Raw genomic sequence first — 18,413 nt, 5'->3', positions numbered from 1 at the left:
ATAGCAGGGCCGGTACGGCTTATTTCGTGGACACGGGGAACTTCTCGTCCAGAATACGCTCCAGTCGCTGACACGCAGCCGCGAATTCTGCAATAGCACTCGTATCAGATGCGGTTCCCTCTTCTGTGGTGGCCGCAAGTTGATAAAGCTCTGCCGCCCCTACCATGCCGCATCCACCTTTGATCGAATGCGCCTCGCGGTGCAGCGCCGCGCGATCCCCGGTTGCAACAGCAACGTCCATACGCACCAGCCGCTCGCGCACATCGTCCAGCGTAAGGCGGTAAACGCTACGTAGAGCATCGGCTGGCAGCGTCGCCAGCAAACGTGCGAAGACCGCTTCATCCAGCACAACGGCCGAGCTTGTGCGCTCGACGGGCGTGCGCAGGGACGCGACAAGTTGCTGCCGTGCCGACTCAAGCGCTGCCTGAAACTCTTCCACCGTGAAAGGTTTCTGCAGAAAGACGTCAAGCAGCTCTTTCTCACTCTCCGTTGGGAAGCTTCCACTCATGCCAAGCAGCACCATGCCTTTCGGGCGAACCGCCAGCAAGCGTGCTGCGAGCTCCCTGCCTTGAATGCCCGGCATGTGCAGGTCTGTCAGGATCGCCTCGAACGCTGTGCCTTCATCCATCCGCAGAAGCGCTCCCTCGCCGGAGCTCACCGTCTCGACGAGGTACCCGGCGATGCCGAGCAAGGCTTCCAGAAGTTCGCGCATCACGGGATCGTCGTCGATAACAAGGATGCGAAGCGGCTGAGTCATGGGTACCGAGCTTCAGCCTACGCGGGCAACGCATGGCTCGCAACCGCGTTGCGCGAAAATCATTTCGAAGCGGCCTTCCTTCTCGACTCGGGTACAGTGGAGGGCATGACGAATGAACCCGGTTCGCCCGACGCCAACGACAGCGTTTTCAGCAGTTCAGAAAACGCGGAGCTCCGTTCCCGTGTCTCACGGCTGGAAGAACAAGTCGCCGAGCTGCGACAGATGGTTCAAACCAGCGCGTCTTCTCGTCAGCCCCTTCTTCGTCGCACCGCACCTGCGCCTCGGTCGGTATCCACCGAGTTCACTCCGGCATCCTCGCCGGTCTTCGCTTCCGTGGATGGCACGAAACCGGATGGCAGCAAACCCGTCAGCATTGAATCCCGACTTGGCTCGCAGGTACTTAGCAAACTTGCGGTGATCCTTCTGCTCGTGGGCGCAGCATGGTTCCTCAAGTGGGCCTTCGACAATCGCTGGATCGGCCCAAGCGGCCGCATCCTTATCGGGCTCGCGGCAGGCAGCGGTCTCATCCTGTGGTCAGAGCGCTTCCGCCGCAACGGCACCCCGGCCTTCAGCTACGCTCTCAAAGCCGTCGGGACTGGTGTGCTGTACCTTTCGCTCTGGGCAAGCTTCCAGATCTTCCACCTCGTGCCCGCGCCTGTCGCCTTGCTGGGCATGGTGCTCGTCACAGCCTGGAACGCCACCATGGCCATCACGCAGGACGCGCAACTGCTGGCCGCGTACGCTCTCTTCGGGGCTTACATCACGCCCATGCTGCTCGCCACCGGGGGCAACCACGAGATCTTTCTCTTCAGCTATCTTGCCGCCATCGCAGCAGCTCTGCTCGCGCTGCTTCGAGCCAAACCCTGGAACCTGCTCCTGCTTGGCCCCCTTCCCATCACCGCGGTCTTCGTCGCGATCTGGGCCATGCAATCGTTCGCCCCCGACCTGCTCGGACTCACGCTCGCACTCGTTACCCTGCTCTGGGCCATCTTTGCGGCCATCCCACTGCTCGCCAGCCAGGCTGACTCTGCGCTGGTCAACGTGATCATGCCCGTCGCCACGGCGCTCTTCGGAGCCTTCTCGGTCTACGCCTTCCTCGCCGGTTCCCGCCGCCCTGCAATCGAACCGTGGGCCGCTCTGCTCTTCGCCGCAGCCTATTTGGCGATCTCCCGCGTCCGCCACAGCGCCGTTGCTTCCGCCATCCACCTTTCGCTCGCCCTCAGCTTCATCACGGTCGCCATCCCGCTCAAACTCACCGGGCACGGCATCACCGCAGGTTGGCTCGCAGAAGCTGTCGCTGTCATCTGGCTGGCTTCCATGCCCGGGCTCGAAGCCCGTGCCCGCGCCGTGCTGGGACACCTCGCCACTGCCGCCATGCTGCTAGGTGTCGGCGGCGCACTGCTGGGGCCAGAGGTCTTCGGGCCAGGACGACTTGTCTTCTTCAACCGCGGCTTCGCTACCGAACTTGGCGCGCTGCTTGTGCTCGGCGTCATCCTCGCCCGAGCGCCGAAACTCGTTACCGGCGTCCGTTTTGCTCCTGATCCAAAGCTTCTCAGCATCGTCGCCTTCTCTCTCTTCAATCTCACGCTGGCCACCACCGCCTATCGCCAGATCAACATCGTCTTCGCTCCAACCTCCGCCAACGACGACTACATGCACATGCTGGCTCTCGGCGGTTTTGCCTTCTCCGCGTGGCTCGCCGTGCAGGGAGCCGCTATGCTGGCCCTCGGCTTTTGGAAAAAAATCGCACTCGTTCGCTGGACAGGCCTGTTTCTGCTTGCAATCACCCTGATCAAGACCGTGGCGTACGACATGCGTACGCTCAGCACAGGCTTCCGCATCATCAGCTACCTGGCGCTCGGCGCACTTCTGCTCGCCGTCAGCTTTGCGTACCAGAAAGGTCTGCTCGGGCTCGATCATGTGCTGGACCAGAACGACGAGGTCGCACAATGAAGCTTCTTACCTGCGCCCTCGGCGCTCTTCTACTGCAGTCTGCGGCCTCCATGGACGCTCCACCGGCAGAGCCCGCGCACCTTCGCTTTGAACGCGCCATCAACATCTCCCCCGGCCTCCACGGCACCACCTGCGCCGTGCTCGACGCAACCACCTTCGCCCACGCCGAGAACCGGGCAGGCAATGACCTTCGCCTCTATCGCAACGGCACCGTCGAAACCGCCTACGCTCTCACCGAAAGCTCCGCAGCCACCAGCGAGCCCGTCGCCGCCACGGTGCAGAACCTCGGTATGACCGGCGACGCCATCGCCTTCGACCTCGCCATGCCTTCGCGTCCGTACTCGGCCGTAAACCTCGTGCTCAACGCGCACGACTTCGTAGCCACAGCCGAGGTCACCGGCATCGGCCTCGTCGCCCACTCGACACCCATCCAGCTTGGTACCTTCACGCTCTTCGACCTTACGGCGCAGCACCTCTCGCGCTCCACGACCCTGCCACTGGCTGAAGAAACCTTCCCCACGCTGCACGTTGTGCTGCACTTCACCGCGCTCGACGGCAAGCCGAAGCCGCTGCCCGTCGAGGTCCTTACCGGGGCCACCGTCCCGCCCAGCCGCGAAGCACAGACCGTCTACACCACCGTCGTAGAAACCTCCACACTGCATCAGGAGGGCTCTGCCACGGTCGCTCGCCTCAACATCCCGGCACACGTCCCCGTCGAGCGCCTGAGCGTAGAACTCCCTGCGGAGTTCCACACCAACTTCGTTCGGAACGTCGTCCTTCGCGACGTCACCCGGCACGACGACGGCAGCCACGGAGAAGAGCTCAGCGGAGAGATCTCTCGCGTACAGATGCCTGCACGCATTCCAGGAGCCTCCCCCATTCACTCCGAGCATCTCTCTGTCAGCGCCGTGCTCGCCGCCAATATGGACGACGCAGCCACCATCGAGCTCCGCGTGCAAAACGCCAACGACGCTCCTTTGCCCATTACCCGCGTCGCATTGCAGATGCGCCAGCGCCGTCTCTGCTTCGACGCCGCCCCCGGCTCAAGCTACACGCTGAGGTACGGCGACAAAGCCCTCGCCGCTCCCGTCTACGACTACGCCCGCCTCTTTCAGGGTGGCGACGTCGCCGCGGCCGCCTGGCTTGGCCCCGAACAGCCCAACCCGGCCTACGCTCCTCGCAAAGACAGCCGCCCCTTCACCGAGCGCCATCCGGAGCTACTGTGGATCGCCCTGCTCGCCGTCGTCGCCATCCTTGGCGCAACGGCCGTCAGCCAGGTAAAACATCGCAGCGGACACCACTAAAGAAACAACATCACGAAGCAGCGTCGGAAACGTCTACCCTGTTGTGGTGCGTGTTTCTTTTCCAACTCTCCTGATCACCCTGTGCGCGGCCGTCGCGGCCTCTGCCCAGACGATTACGCCGCCTGCTCTCACCGCAGCGCGCGATGCCCTGACCGCTAAAGACGCGGTTCGCGCCAGAACGCTCTACGAGGCGTACGCCAAGGCCCATCCCGATGACGCCCGCGGCCCCAAAGGCGTAGGCGACGCCGACCTGATGCTCCATGAGTACGAGGCCGCAGAGCTAAGCCTTCGCCACGCCGTCATGATCGACCCAGGCATGTGGCCTGCACACAAAGATCTCGTCCTGGTAGAGGCAAAACTGGGCCGCTGGGAGGACTTCGACAGCGAACGCGAGTTGCTGCGTCAGGCCCGCAAGCGCGGCGCCGACAACCTCTCACCGCTCGAGTCTGACCTCATCGACAGCTTCGACGTTGCCGGCAAACAATGGCTCGTTCGCGAGTACTTCGTCCCGATGGGGCGCTCCGAGGCCCGTTACAACTTCGAACACTTCACCCCCGAAGGCAAAGTTTCGGAGTACATCTCGCTCGAACGCGCAGAAGCCGCCAAGACCGCGCTCGAACGCGACCCGCAAGTCCGCATCGGCAAAGACAAGGCCGAAGCCGCCAGCGGCGACTTCTCTCTGAACTGGTACACAAGTAGCGGCCACGGAACGATCCGCCACTACGCCAGAGAGCCGGGCTATCGCCAGCTTCGCGCAGACGTCCTGCGCTGGCTGCGACGATCCAACGCGGCCCCCCAAAAACCCGCAACGAAGTAAGCCTGAAAACCATTGGGGCCGAACTCTCAAGAGTTCGGCCCCGATGGCTTTACGCAGAAACTACCGTATCGCGCTGTCTACTTCGCTGAAGAAATCCGGCCGCTTCAGAATCTCGCGAGGCTTCGATCCATCCGCAGGCCCCACCAGACCATCGCGCTCCATCATGTCAATCAGATGCGCCGCACGGCCATAGCCAACACGCAGACGACGCTGCAGCAGCGACGTCGACGCCTTACCAAACTCGAAGACCAGACGTACCGCATCGTCGAACATCGGATCGTTGTCTTCCCCATCGGAGCCACGTCCGCCGGACTCTGAGTTCTCGTCCTTCGGACCTTCGAGGAAACCTTCGACGTACTCAGCTTCGCCCTGTGCGCGCCAGAACTCCGTAACCCCGGCGATCTCCTTCTCGGTCACAAAGGGCGCATGAACACGCTGCAGACGCGACGTTCCCGGCGGCAGATAGAGCATGTCGCCACGACCCAGAAGACTCTCTGCGCCGTTGGAGTCGATGATCGTGCGCGAGTCCGTCTTGGTCGCCAGCCGGAAGCTCATACGCGTCGGCACGTTCGCCTTGATCAAACCCGTGATCACGTCCACCGAAGGACGCTGCGTTGCCAGCACAAGATGAATGCCAACAGCACGCGCCATCTGCGCCAGACGCGTGATCGACTCTTCTACATTCGCGCGGTCGAGCATCATCAGATCGGCGAGCTCGTCGATGATGATCATGATGTACGGCAGCGGCTCCTGATTGACGTCCTCGAAGAGATACTCGCTGCCGTTATCAAAGAGCTTGTTGAACTGGTCGATGTTGCGAACGTGATTGGCAGCCAGCAGCTTCAACCGCCGCTCCATCTCCTTCACCGCATTGCGCAGAGCATTCGCAGCTTGCTTTGCCTCCGTAATGATCGGCGTAAACAGATGCGGGATGCCTTCATACATACCAAGCTCGACGCGCTTCGGATCAACGAGGATCATGCGCACTTGCTCAGGCGTGCTCTTGAAGAGCACGCTCATGATCATCGCGTTGATCGCCACCGACTTACCCGAACCGGTCGAGCCCGCGATCAGCACATGCGGCATCGCCGCCAGATCGGCCGTCACAATGCCACCGTTGATGTCCTTACCCAGCGCAATCGCCAGCCGCGACTTCGAGTGAACAAACGACTCGCACTCCACCACATCCCGCAGCCAGATCGTCTCGCGTGAGGTGTTCGGCACCTGAATACCAACGGTGTTCTTGCCCTGCATCCGTTCAATCAGCACGCTCTCTGCAGCCATAGCGAGGCAAAGATCGTCGGCCAGTCCGGTCACCTTGGCGTACTTCACACCGCTGTCCGGCTTGAACTCAAACGTCGTCACAACAGGGCCGGGATTGATCTGCTCCACCTTGCCTTGCACGCCGAACTCCGCACACTTCTCCACCAGCAGACGCGCCTCTTCACGAAGCTGATCTTCGCGAATCTCGGCCTGTTCGTCCGAGTGGTAGAGCAACGACGAAGGCGGAAGTTTATAGCCACGAATCGACTTCGGCGTAATCGTCATCGAGCGCACATCCGCATCCGCTCGCTTGCCGAACGCGATGTTCTGATCGCGAAGGTTCGCCATCGGCGAAGGCATCGCAGGTGGCTCAGGCACAGGGTTGATGCGACGCGGAGCCGCAGGAACTTCCTCGATACGATTCGCCGGGGGAGCCATCGGCGTGATCGAAGGCCGCACCAACTGCGGACGCAGCGGCTCGGCAACAGGAATGCGCGCAGGCGGCGCTTCGGGGATGTCGACATTCTCCAGCGGGCTGCGGCCAAACGTCGCACGCTCCGGCGCATCCAGCCAGCCATCATCCTCCACCGGCTCGTAGCTTTCGCCGTGCTCCATCACCGGTTCAGATGCGCTGAACGGCAACTCCGCCTCGCGCAAAGGTGCAGCGGCCGCGGCGAGCTTTGCAGCGAACGGTGCAGCAGCAGCGGCGGCGGTGGTGAACGCCGTCGCCGTGGGAGCATCGACATCCGTGCGCGGAAGCGAGTCCCACACCGAGGGCGTTTCTCCTCCAAAACGAGCGCGGTCATCGTCCTCGCCATCACCTTCTGCAAGCGCCTGCTTGCGGCGGAAGAGCGACAGGAAGCCAGCCAGCAGGGAGTTCTGCTGCCGCGCATCCTTTGCCTGCTGCATCTCCTCAGGTATGGGCTCAGACTTCAACCGCGCAGCCGCGCGAGCCTGACGTTGATTCAACTCCGCTGCTTCTACAGCTTCGGGTGCATGATCGCGGTGAGTCCGCCAGTTCGACCAGCGGCTGCGCATCGCACCAACGAACGCAAACTTCGTCGAGAACCACTCCCGCGCCATCGCCAGCAGGAACGTCGTCGAAAGATAAAGCGAGAGCGCCACCATGAGGCCAGCGATCGTCACAGCACCCGGCAGGTTCACAAACTTTACAAGCCCGTCAGCGATCAGGCGACCTTCGACGCCAGCGATCGGCAACGCATGACGCCACAGAAAGTGACCGGGCAGCAGAGCAATCACCGCAGGCGCAAAGAGCAGCCAAAGCACCATCCCCAGGAGCTTCGCCGCAGCAGCCCCCACGGGCTTCGAACGCATCCAGCTAACGCCCACGCGAATGAGCGACAGCGGCAACACAAAGATGGCAACACCAAAGATCTGCAGCAGCAGGTCGCTGCTGTACGCACCAATCAGCCCTGTCCAGTTGCGCGCCGGGCGCAGTGACGAGATCGAAGCGACCGTATTAAACGATGGGTCCGAAGGCGTGTAGGTCGCCAGCGCAAGCAGCAGAAGGCCTGCGGCGGCCAACACGCAGAGGCCGAACATTTCGTTCAGCCTGCGGCTGCGCGTAGGCGCGTAAACGAGTCGCTGTGGTCGCATACTTGGGTCCCCTTGAAGCAAACACGAGGCGCGGTCAGGGCCGAGCATCGCATGCGCTGGTGCGCCGCGGAGGCCGGCCAGAACACAATGACCACCAGAGCATCCTCAATTCTTCCACGCCTGCCGCCGCAAATCACCGGGGCGGAACCACGCTCGACACCGCTCCACACCCAAACGAGCTCCAACCGGAGTTCGCGGCTTCCCGGCAGATTGTGCATCATAAAGACGTAGGCACCACTATCCATTCGCCAGAGGGGCGACGGAAGTCGGTCGCCGGAAAACAGAACGGGGACAATCGATCGTGGCAATTTCTCTTAGAGGCAAGCGGGTATTTGTGACCGGCGCAAGCGCGGGTATCGGTGAAGCAACGGCAAAGGAGTTCGCCAAACTCGGCGCAAAGGTGCTGGTCTGCGCCCGTCGCCTCGACCGCCTGAAGACGCTCGAAGCAGAGCTCCGCTCGCTCGGCGCGGAAGATACCTTCAGCTTTGAACTCGACGTTCGCGATCGCGACGCCGTCGAGGGCACACTTGCCACGCTGCCCGCCGAGTGGCGCGAGATCGACGTGCTGGTGAACAACGCTGGCCTCAGCCGCGGGCTGAATAAGGTCTACGAAGACGACGTGCAGAACTGGGAAGAGATGATCGACACCAACGTGAAGGGTCTGCTCTATGTCACACGAGCGGTCGTTCCCGGCATGGTGGCCCGCAACACCGGTCACGTCATCAACCTCGGTTCGATTGCAGGCCTCGCAGCGTATCCGGGCGGCGCGGTTTACTGCGCCACAAAGGTTGCCGAACGCTACATCACCGACGGTCTGCGCATCGACCTGAACGGCACCGACCTCCGCGTCACCACCATCGACCCGGGCATGGTCGAAACCGAGTTCAGCAAGGTGCGCTTCCACGGCAATGAAGAGCGCGCCGCCAAGACCTACGCCAACCTGCAGCCGCTCACCGGCGAAGACATCGCCGACGCGATCGTTTGGGCTGCCACTCGTCCGGCACATGTGACGATCCAGACGATGGTGCTCTGCCCCAACGCGCAGGCCAGCGCGTACGTAGTCACGCGTACGACGTAGGGAATAGTGGTTAGTGGTTAGTGGTTAGTGGTTAGTGGTTAGTGCAAAAGTACGCCGCGCAATGCGCGGCGTACAGTCACAAAATACTAACCACTTGCCCTCACTACTTACTCTTCACCGCGATCACTTCAATCTCGGCCAACGCGCCTGGAAGAACCAACGCAGCAACCTGAACAGCCGAGCGAGCCGGTTTGTTCGGCTGCTCCTTTGTGCCGAAGAACTTCGTGAAACTGGCCTGCAGGCCGGGGAAGTCCAGCTTGTTGCCCTTCGCCGGATCGGCTGCGAGGAAGACCGTCATCTTCACCACGTCCTTCATCTCCAAACCCTGGCTCTTCAACAGTGCCTGGATCTTAGTCAGGATGCTGAACGTCTGCTCCTGCGTATCGCCAAAGACAGCCGCCGAATTCTTCGCCGGGTCAGCAGGGGTAAGCGGGTCAGCGATCTGGCCCGAGCAGTACAGCGTGTCGCCTGCCCAGACCGCTGCAGCCAGCGGGCTCTTCTCGTTCTGGATGTGCTTGACGGCGGTCTGCGCGTGAGCTGCCGTAGTAGTAGCAGCTACGGCAAGTGCGGCAACGAGTGCAAACTTCAGCTTCATACTCTTCTCCTTAGGCAAAGATCTTGTCCGTTTGCGTGGCAACGCGCGCCTGCTTCACGCGGTCTTCAATCAGGCGAATGACGCGATGGCTACTCTCGGCTGCGCCTTCCTGCCAGCCGACCAGATGGCTCATATGGTCGCCGGTAAGGAAGATGCGGTCATCAGCCTTCAGCAGAATCTCGTAGTTCTCCTGGTTCGGCGCAATGACGCGGGCGGTCGCGCGACCCGAGCCCTGTGTCACGGCCGAAGCATTGCGCCCCTGCCCTGCACCGTAGGTGTCGATCCACGAGCCTTCGTTCCACTTGATCTGCGCCCAGTTCAGGTACATCGGCTTCTCGAGCTCCTTGCCATGCCCGGGATGCAGGCGCTCGATGCTCTTGCGACTCTCAGCCAGCTTGCCTTCGAGCGGCATCATCACCAGCGGAGTCGTGTGCTCTTCCGTGTAGCCGGAGACAAAAACGCCGCGCTCCTTAAAGAAACCTTCCGACGGAAACCACACCGGCGAGCAGCCAACGTTCACAAACTCCAGCCCGCCGTAGACGTTGTAATCCTGCTCCCAGAAGCGGCGGCTCTCCCACGCGATCTTGTACGCATCGCCGTAGGTGCACTCGGAGATGATGTTCTGCACCGGCTTGCTCAGGTCGTTCGGAATCTTCTTCAGCAGCGAGAGCGGCAGGCCGCAGATGCAGAAATCCGCTTCAAGCTGATGCGCTTTGCCTTCGGACTCATAGCCAATGCGCACGCCCTTCGCCGTCTTGCGAATCTCGGTCACCGGCGAGTTGTACTTCACAATGCTTCCGAGCGACTTCGCAAACGCGTACGGGATGCGGTCCATACCGCCAACCGGCTGGAACATCGTCGCCTGCCAGTCAAAGGTCTCCTCAAACAACATGCCGTCCCAGAAGCTCGCGTCGAGCAGCGTGTGCATGTCGAGCGGCTCCAGCAGCTTACCCGTCTGCTCACCAGCCCCCGGAGCAATGGCGTAGCCAGCGCGGTCGGAGCCAGCGTACTTTCCGGTCTTATCCAGCGGACCATAGAGGCTTAGGAAGTCGAGCATCCGCTCGCGGTCCTGCTTGGTCATCTCCTGGTCGAGCGAACCACCCTTGATCGACTTCATCAACAGCTCGGAGACGTGCCCGCGCGTGTCGTTGATCGCCTGACGCTGCTGCACCGGCTTGCCGCCGTTGGCGTTATCGTTCTGCAGGAAGCTCGAACGCGTGGTGTTGACCTCGACCTGTAGCTCGACTCCCAGCTTCTTCGCATAGCCGAGCATAAGCTTGTGTACTGAGGGCAGGCGCGCGGGGCCGAAGTTCTGGTAGTGGCCTGCGTCCCACGTGCAGTGCTGCTTGGTGCCGTCGAGAAACTCCACCGTATCGCCACCGCGAACGGTCCAGTTACGACCGCCGGGACGCGAACGCGCTTCCAGAAGCGTGACTTCGTAGCCCAGCTCGCGCAGCTCATACGCTGCCACAAGTCCACCGATCCCACCGCCGAGAATCGCGACCCGAACGCCTTTGCCAGAGTTGGGTGCCGCAGCAAGGTTCGGCGTACTCGCCGAAGCGTATGTGGGGAAAAGGCCGAAACCCTGCATCGCGACGACTGCGGCCGAGTAGCCTCCGGCCTGTCCGACGCGCGTTAAAAACTGCCGGCGAGTAAGTCCCATCCGTGACACCTGTCCTCTATTAGGTAAAGCTGGGCGCAAGGCGCCAGCGAGGGCCCATTTATGAATGACTGGTTACTGCTTGATGGTTTGACTGTATCGCAACCCGGCGAAACGGCTGAACGCTATTCGTTCAGCAGCCGCTGCAAAGCTTCTTCATCCAGCACCGCAACACCAAGCTGCTGCGCCTTCTCAAGCTTCGATCCGGCCTCTTCGCCCGCGACGACGTAGCTCGTCTTCTTCGACACCGAGCCGGAAACCTTGCCGCCAGCAGACTCGATCAGTGCCTTGGCCTCGTCACGAGTCAGCGTCGGCAGCGTACCCGTCAGCACAAAGGTCTGCCCTGCAAGCTTCGTCCCGACCTCGCGCTTTTCTGCGGTCATATCTACGCCAAGCTCACGCAGGCGTTGCACCATCTGCGCGTTGCGCTCTACGGCAAAGAAGTCGGTGATCGCTTCCGCAACCTTGGGGCCCACTTCGTTCACGGCTTCGAGCTCTTCGCGCGAGGCTGTCATAAGATTCGCGACATCCCCAAAGTGCTCGGCAAGCAACTGCGCCGTGCGGTCGCCGACGAAACGGATTCCAAGTCCCATCAGCACGCGCGCAAGCCCTGCCTTGCGCGAGCGGTCGATCTGCGCCAGCAGCGCATCCGCCGTCTTCTGCCCGATGCGGTCGAGCGACATCAGCTTCTCGACGTTCACCTTTTCCACGTCATAGAGGTCCGCGAGCGAACGCACTAGCGGCTCGCGGACAAGCACAGGCTCGCCGCTTTCGGAGACTTCCGCCGAAGCCTGCGCCTCAACCGTTTCGCTATCGCCTTCGGCAGCCGCTTCGCCGCTCTGGCCGAGCAACTGAGCGACCATCGACTCCCCAAGGCCTTCGATGTTCATGACGCCGCGCGAGGCCCAGTGCTGCATCGCTCCCGCGATCCGCGCAGGGCAGTTGTCGTTGACGCAGCGCCAATCGACCTCGCCCTCTTCCTTCACCAACTCGCTCAAGCAGATCGGGCAGAGCGACGGAAACGTAATCTCGCGTGTCCCGCGAGCGGCCTCCGTGACAACGTGCGTGATCTTCGGAATCACATCGCCACCGCGCTCGACCGCTACCGTGTCGCCGATGCAAACGCCAAGCCGCTCAATCTCGTCTGCGTTATGCAGCGTGGCTCGCGTAACCGTTGTACCGCCGATAAAGACCGGCTTGAGCGCCGCAACGGGCGTAATTTTGCCGGTGCGACCAACCTGAAAGAGCACGTCTTCAAGCACCGTGTTCGCGGCACGCGCGGGAAATTTGTATGCGATCGCCCAGCGCGGAGCCTTCCCTGTGAAACCGAGGCGGCGCTGCTGCGCGATGGAGTCCACCTTGATGACCACGCCGTCGATGTCGTACGGCAGCGAGTCGCGCAGTCCCTCAGCCTCGTCAATAAAGGCGAGCACCTCGTCGATCGTCTTCACACTGCGCGTCTGCTTGTTGACCAGAAAACCCGCAGTTCGCAGAGCAGCCAGCGCGTCCGTCTGCTCCGGGATAAAGCTCTCACCATCGCGCAGCAGGAAGTAGGCAAAGTACTCGAGACGGCGCTGCGCAACCACGTTCGGCTCCAACGTGCGGATCGTGCCAGCCGCAGCATTGCGCGGGTTCGCCGCAGGAGCCATACCCGCAGCAACGCGCTCTTCATTCATCTTCTCGAAGGCCTTCTGCGGCAACACCACTTCGCCACGCACCTCAAACGACTGCGGCAGACCTGCAGCCTGCAGCTTCGCCGCGCTGACCTGCAGCGGCACGCTGCGGATGGTGCGAACGTTCGTGGTGACATCCTCGCCGATAGAGCCATCGCCGCGCGTAACGCCAGTCGACAAGACCGCATCCCCGCCTTTGCCAGGAACATAGTTCACGGCGAGTGAAAGCCCATCGAGCTTCAGCTCGCAAACATAACCGACCTTTTCGCTGGCCGCTAGACCGCCCTGTACGCGCTCCGCCCAACCGCGCAACTCCTCGGCGTTATAGGCGTTGTCGAGCGAAAGCATCGGCCGCGAGTGCGCGACCTTCGTGAAGCCGTCCTTCGGCTTGCCGCCGACGCGCTGGGTTGGCGAGTCCGGCGTAAGCAGCTCCGGATGCTCCGCCTCAAGGCCCTTCAGGCGGTTCATCACCGCGTCGTACTGGGCGTCGTCCCACTCAGGAGCGTCGAGCACATAGTAGAGGTGCTCGTGGTGACGGAGTTCTTCGCGGAGGGCCTCGATCTGTTCTTCGACGGTCAGCATGACAAGAAAAAGTATAGGACGCGCAGACGCGGTAAACTGGTGATCAATAAGGAGAGTTTCCAGATGGCGCACATGGTGTTCTGCACGAAGTACAAGCAGGAGATGGAAGGGCTCGACGAGCCGCCGTTTGACTCGGACTTCGGACAGAAGATCTTCAAGAACGTCTCGAAGAAGGCCTGGGACGAGTGGATCGAACGGCAGAAGATGCTGCTGAACGAGTATCGTCTGCAGCCGTGGACCCGCGAGGCACAGGAGTTCCTGGTCGAGCAGATGAACGAGTTTTTCTTTGGCACAGGCGGCGAGCTGCCGAAGGAATACGTCGCTCCTACCCACTAACCACAAGATTTCCGTAGGGTCGTCCAGGTTTTGGACGGCCCTGCCGTAGTACACTGTTTTTACCCCCGCGCGAGCCGCTTTGGCTGGCGCTGTTTGTTGTAAGTCGGGACGTGGCTCAGCCTGGTAGAGCGCACCCTTGGGGTGGGTGAGGTCGCTAGTTCGAATCTAGTCGTCCCGACCATTTACTTCCATCTTCACAATGAATCTGCCGTACCGGCTGAGCGATAAAATCGCTCCGTTCGCAGATTTGTCCTTCCACAAAACCCTCGCCTGCACTCTGCGCATGAGACCAATGTTTTACCCTTGATGGCGAAGGGGACGACCATGCAGCACTTCGCTTCAGACAACTATTCGGGCATGTGCCCGGAGGCGCTTGAGTATCTCGTGCGCGCCAACAATAGCGACCACGAACCGAGCTATGGGAACGATGCCTGGACGGCACGCGTCTGCCAGGCCTTTCGCGATCTCTTCGAGACGGACTGCGAAGTCTTCTTCGTCTTCAATGGCACCGCCGCCAATGCCCTTGCTCTGGCCTCACTCTGCCGCTCGTACCAGTCCGTCATCTGCCATGAGTCTGCTCACGTCGAAACCGATGAGTGTGGCGCACCGGAGTTCTTCTCCAACGGTTCAAAGCTGCTGGTAGGCAAAGGCCCCGCAGGCAAGCTGGCTCCGGCTTCCGTGCTCGAAATCATCCATCGCCGCAACGATATTCACTACCCTCGCCCTGAAGTAGTAACGATCACGCAGGCTACCGAGATGGGCACCGTCTACAGCGTGGACGAGATCAAAGCCATTACCGCAGTGGCGAAGGAGAACGGGCTCAAGGTGCACATGGACGGTGCGCGCTTTGCCAACGCCGTCGCACATCTCGGCGTCTCGCCGGCAGAGATTACCTGGAAGGCCGGAGTCGATGTGCTCTGCTTCGGTGGCACAAAGAACGGACTCCCCGTCGGCGAAGCGATCGTGTTCTTCGACCGCGCCCAGGCAGAAGGCTTCGCCTACCGGGTCAAGCAGGCAGGCCAACTCGCTTCCAAGATGCGCTTCATCTCGGCCCCCTGGCTGGGACTACTTGAAAACAACGTGTGGCTGCGCAATGCGACCAACGCCAACGCCATGACCTCGCTGCTCTATGAGCAGATTCGTGACATTCCCGGCGTACAGGTAATGTGGCCGCCGGAAGCGAACGCGCTTTTCGTCGACATGCCCCCTCACGTTGCAGCAGACATCCGCGCCCAGGGATGGATCTTCTATGAGTTTATCGGCTCCTGTGCACGCCTGATGTGTTCGTGGGACACGACGCAGGAGTCCGTGATGCGTTTCTCTGCAGCACTTGCAGAAGCCTGCAGCAGGCAACCCGTCATTGCCTGAATTGGGAACCGAACCTTTACAGGTTCCCTTTGGCACTTCAGTGTTAATCCAATTTGCACCTGAAGACCGTAGAGTCAGAAGAACCGCAGAGATGCGGTTCTTCTAAACATATGAAAACTGGATACCTCTGCTTTGTTTCGCTCGCAAGCCTGCTTGCATTGGGCGCGGATCGTGCTACCGCACAACACCTGATGCAGAATCGCGTGCGCTCGCTCGAGATTGCCGCAGCAACACTACCAGCAACAGGCTGGCAGCTCGAGACAGGCGTTCAGGAACCCAGCGCCGCTCAGGGTGATGTACACCCTATCGATCTGAGCCATCGCTACACGCAGCCCGTAGAGCAAGGGACGAGCGCTCCGGCAACAACGGTTCACCGCCGGCATACCGCATCGCATCCTGCGATAACGAGGCGATCCTCGGTTTCGAGCAGAAGCCGCGTTTCTTATCGAAAATCGACTCGCGCGCACATCAGCTCCAAGCACCCTGTCGCAGCGACGGAATCCGTTGCAAACAACACAGGCAGCGACACGCTGATGCCGCTCGGAACCGATATTGTGCCCGCAACGAGCGTGCCGCACAGCAGCGGTGAGACGTTGCCGCCCGTAACGTATATCCCGCGCACCGTGTATGCCCTGCCCGCGGCAGACGATACCGCGCAGCAAGCCGCAGGCAACGACTCCGTCGTGCCGCTGGGCAAAGAAGTGGTGCCGCCAACGAACGTGCCGCAACCCTCGGGCGACTATCTGCCCCCACTCAAATCAGTGCCGACCAATGTGTACGAGCCTGTCGCGAACGACACCCCCGCTGCGGGCAGCGATCGCATCACCGGGCTGGGAACGGAGATTTATCCGGCTCCTAAAATGGCGACGCCCCACAGCGAAGCCCCCGAGAAGCTCGTCTACGCTCAGCCGGGACAGCCGGGCACAATGCCGGCGTACACCATCCCCGTCAAGCCAAAGCAGAACGCACAGCCTGCGCCGATGCCCGGAGTCATCTTCCCGCAGCCTGGGCAAGCCGATCCGCAGACCGGTATGCCCATCGGTGTAGTGCCTGCAGGAACGACGTTCCCCCAGGCAGAGGCTTCCCCCGTCTCCATGCAGCCGCAGACTCAGGGAATGTATCTGGCATCCGTTCGACGCGAGGCTCCCGTGTCCGAAGGACAGGCCGAACCGGTGGTGATGAACCCAGGCGTCCGGCCGTTCCATGCGCTTGGTGTGCAGTTGAAGATCGGCGCTGCCGGTGGCGGACTCGACCTGGCGATGCCGGTAGCGAGCAGGATGAATATTCGCGTGGGCGCAAGCGGCGCGCAGTATCACGGGCCCTTCTCCTACGACGGCCTCAAGTTCAACGCTGCGATCCAGTTGATCTCGAGCAATCTGGCGCTGGACATCTTCCCCTTCGGCAACACCTTCCGCATTTCGCCGGGAGTAACGTTCTACAACGGCAACAAGATGACGGCTCAGCTCTACGTTCCGGGCGGGAACAAGTTTTCGCTGAACGACGACGACTACACCTCCGACCCGACAGATCCGGTGCACGGCAACGCGTCCATGACGTTTGGCTGGCAAGCCGCGCCGAGCCTGACGATTGGAACAGGCAACATGATTCCGCGCTCGGGCAAGCACCTCAGCTTCCCGTTTGAGGTCGGCGTACAGTACATCAACAACCCGCGGATCAACTTCGTGCTGCAGGGTTCAGCATGTGGGTCGCAGAGCGGATCGTACGGCTGCTCGTCGTTGGAAACGGACTCCGAAGCGCAGGCTGACCTGAAGCAGGAGTTGAACGACATCAACTCGGACATTCGTCCGCTGCGGTTCTATCCGATTCTGTCCTTCGGTGTGGCCTGGGCGTTCCACTTCGGCGGAGATCGCTAAGCGAACAGACACATTGCGGAGTGGCCGCCGGGTCGGAGTAAAATCGGCGGTACTACCGCGATGAGAATGTTTTCCCGAATCAAGATCTGGCGTTCCGCCAGCGTTGCTGTGGCTGCGCTCTGCGTCATGACGGCCACCGTGGCCGCTCGCGCTGCCGACCCGAAGCCAACGGCGACACAGCAACTGCGTGGGCCGCTGGGGCTGACGGAGACAGGCGTGCTCGACGGCGCCGCCTATCGGATCGACATTCCCGCAGACTGGAACGGCTCGCTGGTGGTCTTCTACCACGGCTACTCCATGACTCCGGTGACGTTCCACCTTGCGGAGCGGCTGGTGGGCCAGCAGGCACCGTTCTTCGAGCGCCGCTATGCCGTGGCCCAGAGCGGCTACTCCCTGCCCGGATGGGCGCTACCGCAGGCGTACCCCGAGACCGAGGCGTTGCGGCGCTACTTTGTACGCAAATACGGCCAGCCGAAGGAAAGCTACGTGGCTGGCGGCTCCATGGGTGGAGCGCTGACGATGGTGACGCTGGAGTTGAACCCGAAGCCCTATCTCGGCGGGTTGGACCTGTGCGGTGCCGTCGGGCCAACGTTTGTGAGCTTTGACCGGCGCTTTGCGCTGCGGGCCGCGTTCGACTACTTCTTCCCCAACGCTGCGCCGCCGCTGCTGAACGTTCCGCCGGACTACATTGCAAACGACGCCGAGCGGGAGAAGATCGCTGCGGCTCTGCGCCGCGATCCGAAGGACGCCGAAGCCATGCGAATGCTGATGGGCGTGCATACCGACGCGGGCGTGGCCTGGAATATTGCGTACTATACCTACGTCGTAGGCGACATGATTCGCCGTGCAGGCGGCAATCCCTTCGACAACCGCAACTTCATCTACACAGGAACGAACCCGAACGACAGCCGGGGCGATTTCGCGCTGAACGACAACGTACGTCGCTACGCAGCCGACCCGAAGGCGCGGGCGTATCTGATGCGGCATTACACCCCGAGCGGCCACCTGACCAAGCCGATGCTGGCTGTACACACGGTGTACGACCCCATCATCCCGGCAAGCACGCTCTCGCTGTACAACCAGACGGTGGAGTACGCAGGCTACGGAGCCAACCTTGTGCAGCAGTATGTAAAGCGCGAGGGCCACTGCAACATTACCGCCGAAGAAGAGATGCGGGCGTTCGACGAACTGGTGGAGTGGACGCACAAGGGTCCACGGCCGGAGCCCGGACTGGTGCGGGTTCCGCAAGCCGTGAAGGACGTGGCCAAGCCCGCGCCCTCCGTGCCGGGCGTGAAGGACCTGCCGAAGAACACGCCGCTGCAGCCAGGCGTAAAAGAGCCAGGACCTGTGGGGCGTTCGTAACGTGATAACGTCTGCCGCTTATAATGCTGTATGGCCACAAGTGAGCCGGGGTCTATGATCCCTGGCAGCGGGGAAAACCGGGCAGTTGGCGCGGCAGAAGGCGTTCATGCTGCAGAGACGCCGGAGTTTGCCAGCGAGTCGGGTCTGGGCCAGGAAGCAACTCTGCTCCACGGC

Annotated in this window: 13 protein-coding genes and 1 tRNA gene; 9 read left to right on the top strand and 5 right to left on the bottom strand. The window is 61.7% G+C overall.

Features of this window, described 5'->3' with window-relative positions; genetic code table 11:
- Positions 1–19 precede the first annotated feature (19 nt).
- Positions 20–757, bottom strand: a complete 738-nt coding sequence (locus tag PW792_01245; protein MDE1160551.1) for a response regulator — start codon at positions 755–757, stop codon at positions 20–22.
- A 105-nt stretch (positions 758–862) separates the two neighbouring features.
- Between PW792_01245 and PW792_01240 the strand changes: the two genes are divergently transcribed.
- From PW792_01240 to PW792_01230, 3 genes are read left to right on the top strand one after another with little or no spacing between them, the layout of a single operon-like run.
- Positions 863–2,710, top strand: coding sequence for a DUF2339 domain-containing protein (locus PW792_01240; protein MDE1160550.1), 1,848 nt, complete (start codon positions 863–865; stop codon positions 2,708–2,710).
- Positions 2,707–4,014: a hypothetical protein gene (locus tag PW792_01235; GenBank protein ID MDE1160549.1), complete on the top strand. Its 1,308-nt coding sequence runs from the start codon at positions 2,707–2,709 to the stop codon at positions 4,012–4,014. Before PW792_01240 ends, PW792_01235 begins: the two co-directional genes overlap by 4 nt.
- 43 nt (positions 4,015–4,057) lie before the next feature.
- A complete protein-coding gene (locus tag PW792_01230; GenBank protein MDE1160548.1) occupies positions 4,058–4,831 on the top strand; it encodes a hypothetical protein in 774 nt (257 codons plus the stop codon).
- Between the two features lie 60 nt (positions 4,832–4,891).
- On the opposite strand, the gene PW792_01225 is transcribed toward PW792_01230, so the two are convergent.
- Complete coding sequence (locus PW792_01225; GenBank protein MDE1160547.1) at positions 4,892–7,711, bottom strand: DNA translocase FtsK; 2,820 nt, start codon at positions 7,709–7,711, stop codon at positions 4,892–4,894.
- Between the two features lie 301 nt (positions 7,712–8,012).
- On the opposite strand from PW792_01225, the gene PW792_01220 reads away from it, so the two are divergent.
- Complete coding sequence (locus PW792_01220) at positions 8,013–8,789, top strand: SDR family NAD(P)-dependent oxidoreductase (protein ID MDE1160546.1); 777 nt, start codon at positions 8,013–8,015, stop codon at positions 8,787–8,789.
- Between the two features lie 103 nt (positions 8,790–8,892).
- Here the strand turns inward: PW792_01220 and PW792_01215 are convergent, their stop codons facing one another.
- The 3 genes from PW792_01215 to ligA all read right to left on the bottom strand — a co-directional run bounded on the left by PW792_01215 (position 8,893) and on the right by ligA (position 13,299).
- Positions 8,893–9,384, bottom strand: a complete 492-nt coding sequence (locus PW792_01215; GenBank protein MDE1160545.1) for a RidA family protein — start codon at positions 9,382–9,384, stop codon at positions 8,893–8,895.
- A 10-nt stretch (positions 9,385–9,394) separates the two neighbouring features.
- A complete protein-coding gene (locus PW792_01210; GenBank protein ID MDE1160544.1) occupies positions 9,395–11,047 on the bottom strand; it encodes an FAD-dependent oxidoreductase in 1,653 nt (550 codons plus the stop codon).
- Between the two features lie 122 nt (positions 11,048–11,169).
- Complete coding sequence (ligA, locus tag PW792_01205; protein ID MDE1160543.1) at positions 11,170–13,299, bottom strand: NAD-dependent DNA ligase LigA; 2,130 nt, start codon at positions 13,297–13,299, stop codon at positions 11,170–11,172.
- Positions 13,300–13,362: 63 nt separating this feature from the next.
- Between ligA and PW792_01200 the strand changes: the two genes are divergently transcribed.
- The 5 genes from PW792_01200 to PW792_01180 all read left to right on the top strand — a co-directional run bounded on the left by PW792_01200 (position 13,363) and on the right by PW792_01180 (position 18,239).
- The gene (locus tag PW792_01200; GenBank protein MDE1160542.1) at positions 13,363–13,635 is read left to right on the top strand and encodes an oxidative damage protection protein; all 273 of its coding nucleotides are present in this window, start codon (positions 13,363–13,365) and stop codon (positions 13,633–13,635) included.
- A 104-nt stretch (positions 13,636–13,739) separates the two neighbouring features.
- Positions 13,740–13,816, top strand: a tRNA-Pro gene (locus PW792_01195).
- A gap of 125 nt (positions 13,817–13,941) precedes the next feature.
- On the top strand, positions 13,942–15,003 hold the full coding sequence (locus PW792_01190; protein ID MDE1160541.1) for a low specificity L-threonine aldolase: 1,062 nt from the start codon (positions 13,942–13,944) through the stop codon (positions 15,001–15,003).
- Positions 15,004–15,113: 110 nt separating this feature from the next.
- A complete protein-coding gene (locus PW792_01185) occupies positions 15,114–16,877 on the top strand; it encodes a hypothetical protein (protein MDE1160540.1) in 1,764 nt (587 codons plus the stop codon).
- A gap of 66 nt (positions 16,878–16,943) precedes the next feature.
- The gene (locus tag PW792_01180) at positions 16,944–18,239 is read left to right on the top strand and encodes an alpha/beta hydrolase (GenBank protein MDE1160539.1); all 1,296 of its coding nucleotides are present in this window, start codon (positions 16,944–16,946) and stop codon (positions 18,237–18,239) included.
- Positions 18,240–18,413: the final 174 nt, after the last annotated feature.

The sequence above is a fragment of the Acidobacteriaceae bacterium genome, assembly GCA_028283655.1.
GTDB lineage: Bacteria > Acidobacteriota > Terriglobia > Terriglobales > Acidobacteriaceae > Granulicella.
The sequence above is the reverse complement of the archived record's forward strand: the minus strand, read 5'-3'. Positions and strand labels throughout refer to the sequence as shown.

What these genes read in the sequence shown, in the direction of transcription:
- PW792_01185 (MDE1160540.1), top strand. Translation starts at nt 15,114, where the DNA reads ATGAAAACTGGATACCTCTGCTTTGTTTCGCTCGCAAGCCTGCTTGCA.
- PW792_01180 (MDE1160539.1), top strand. Translation starts at nt 16,944, where the DNA reads ATGTTTTCCCGAATCAAGATCTGGCGTTCCGCCAGCGTTGCTGTGGCT.
- PW792_01210 (MDE1160544.1), bottom strand. Translation starts at nt 11,047, where the DNA reads ATGGGACTTACTCGCCGGCAGTTTTTAACGCGCGTCGGACAGGCCGGA.
- PW792_01215 (MDE1160545.1), bottom strand. Translation starts at nt 9,384, where the DNA reads ATGAAGCTGAAGTTTGCACTCGTTGCCGCACTTGCCGTAGCTGCTACT.
- PW792_01245 (MDE1160551.1), bottom strand. Translation starts at nt 757, where the DNA reads ATGACTCAGCCGCTTCGCATCCTTGTTATCGACGACGATCCCGTGATG.
- ligA (MDE1160543.1), bottom strand. Translation starts at nt 13,299, where the DNA reads ATGCTGACCGTCGAAGAACAGATCGAGGCCCTCCGCGAAGAACTCCGT.
- PW792_01240 (MDE1160550.1), top strand. Translation starts at nt 863, where the DNA reads ATGACGAATGAACCCGGTTCGCCCGACGCCAACGACAGCGTTTTCAGC.
- PW792_01235 (MDE1160549.1), top strand. Translation starts at nt 2,707, where the DNA reads ATGAAGCTTCTTACCTGCGCCCTCGGCGCTCTTCTACTGCAGTCTGCG.
- PW792_01200 (MDE1160542.1), top strand. Translation starts at nt 13,363, where the DNA reads ATGGCGCACATGGTGTTCTGCACGAAGTACAAGCAGGAGATGGAAGGG.
- PW792_01190 (MDE1160541.1), top strand. Translation starts at nt 13,942, where the DNA reads ATGGCGAAGGGGACGACCATGCAGCACTTCGCTTCAGACAACTATTCG.
- PW792_01225 (MDE1160547.1), bottom strand. Translation starts at nt 7,711, where the DNA reads ATGCGACCACAGCGACTCGTTTACGCGCCTACGCGCAGCCGCAGGCTG.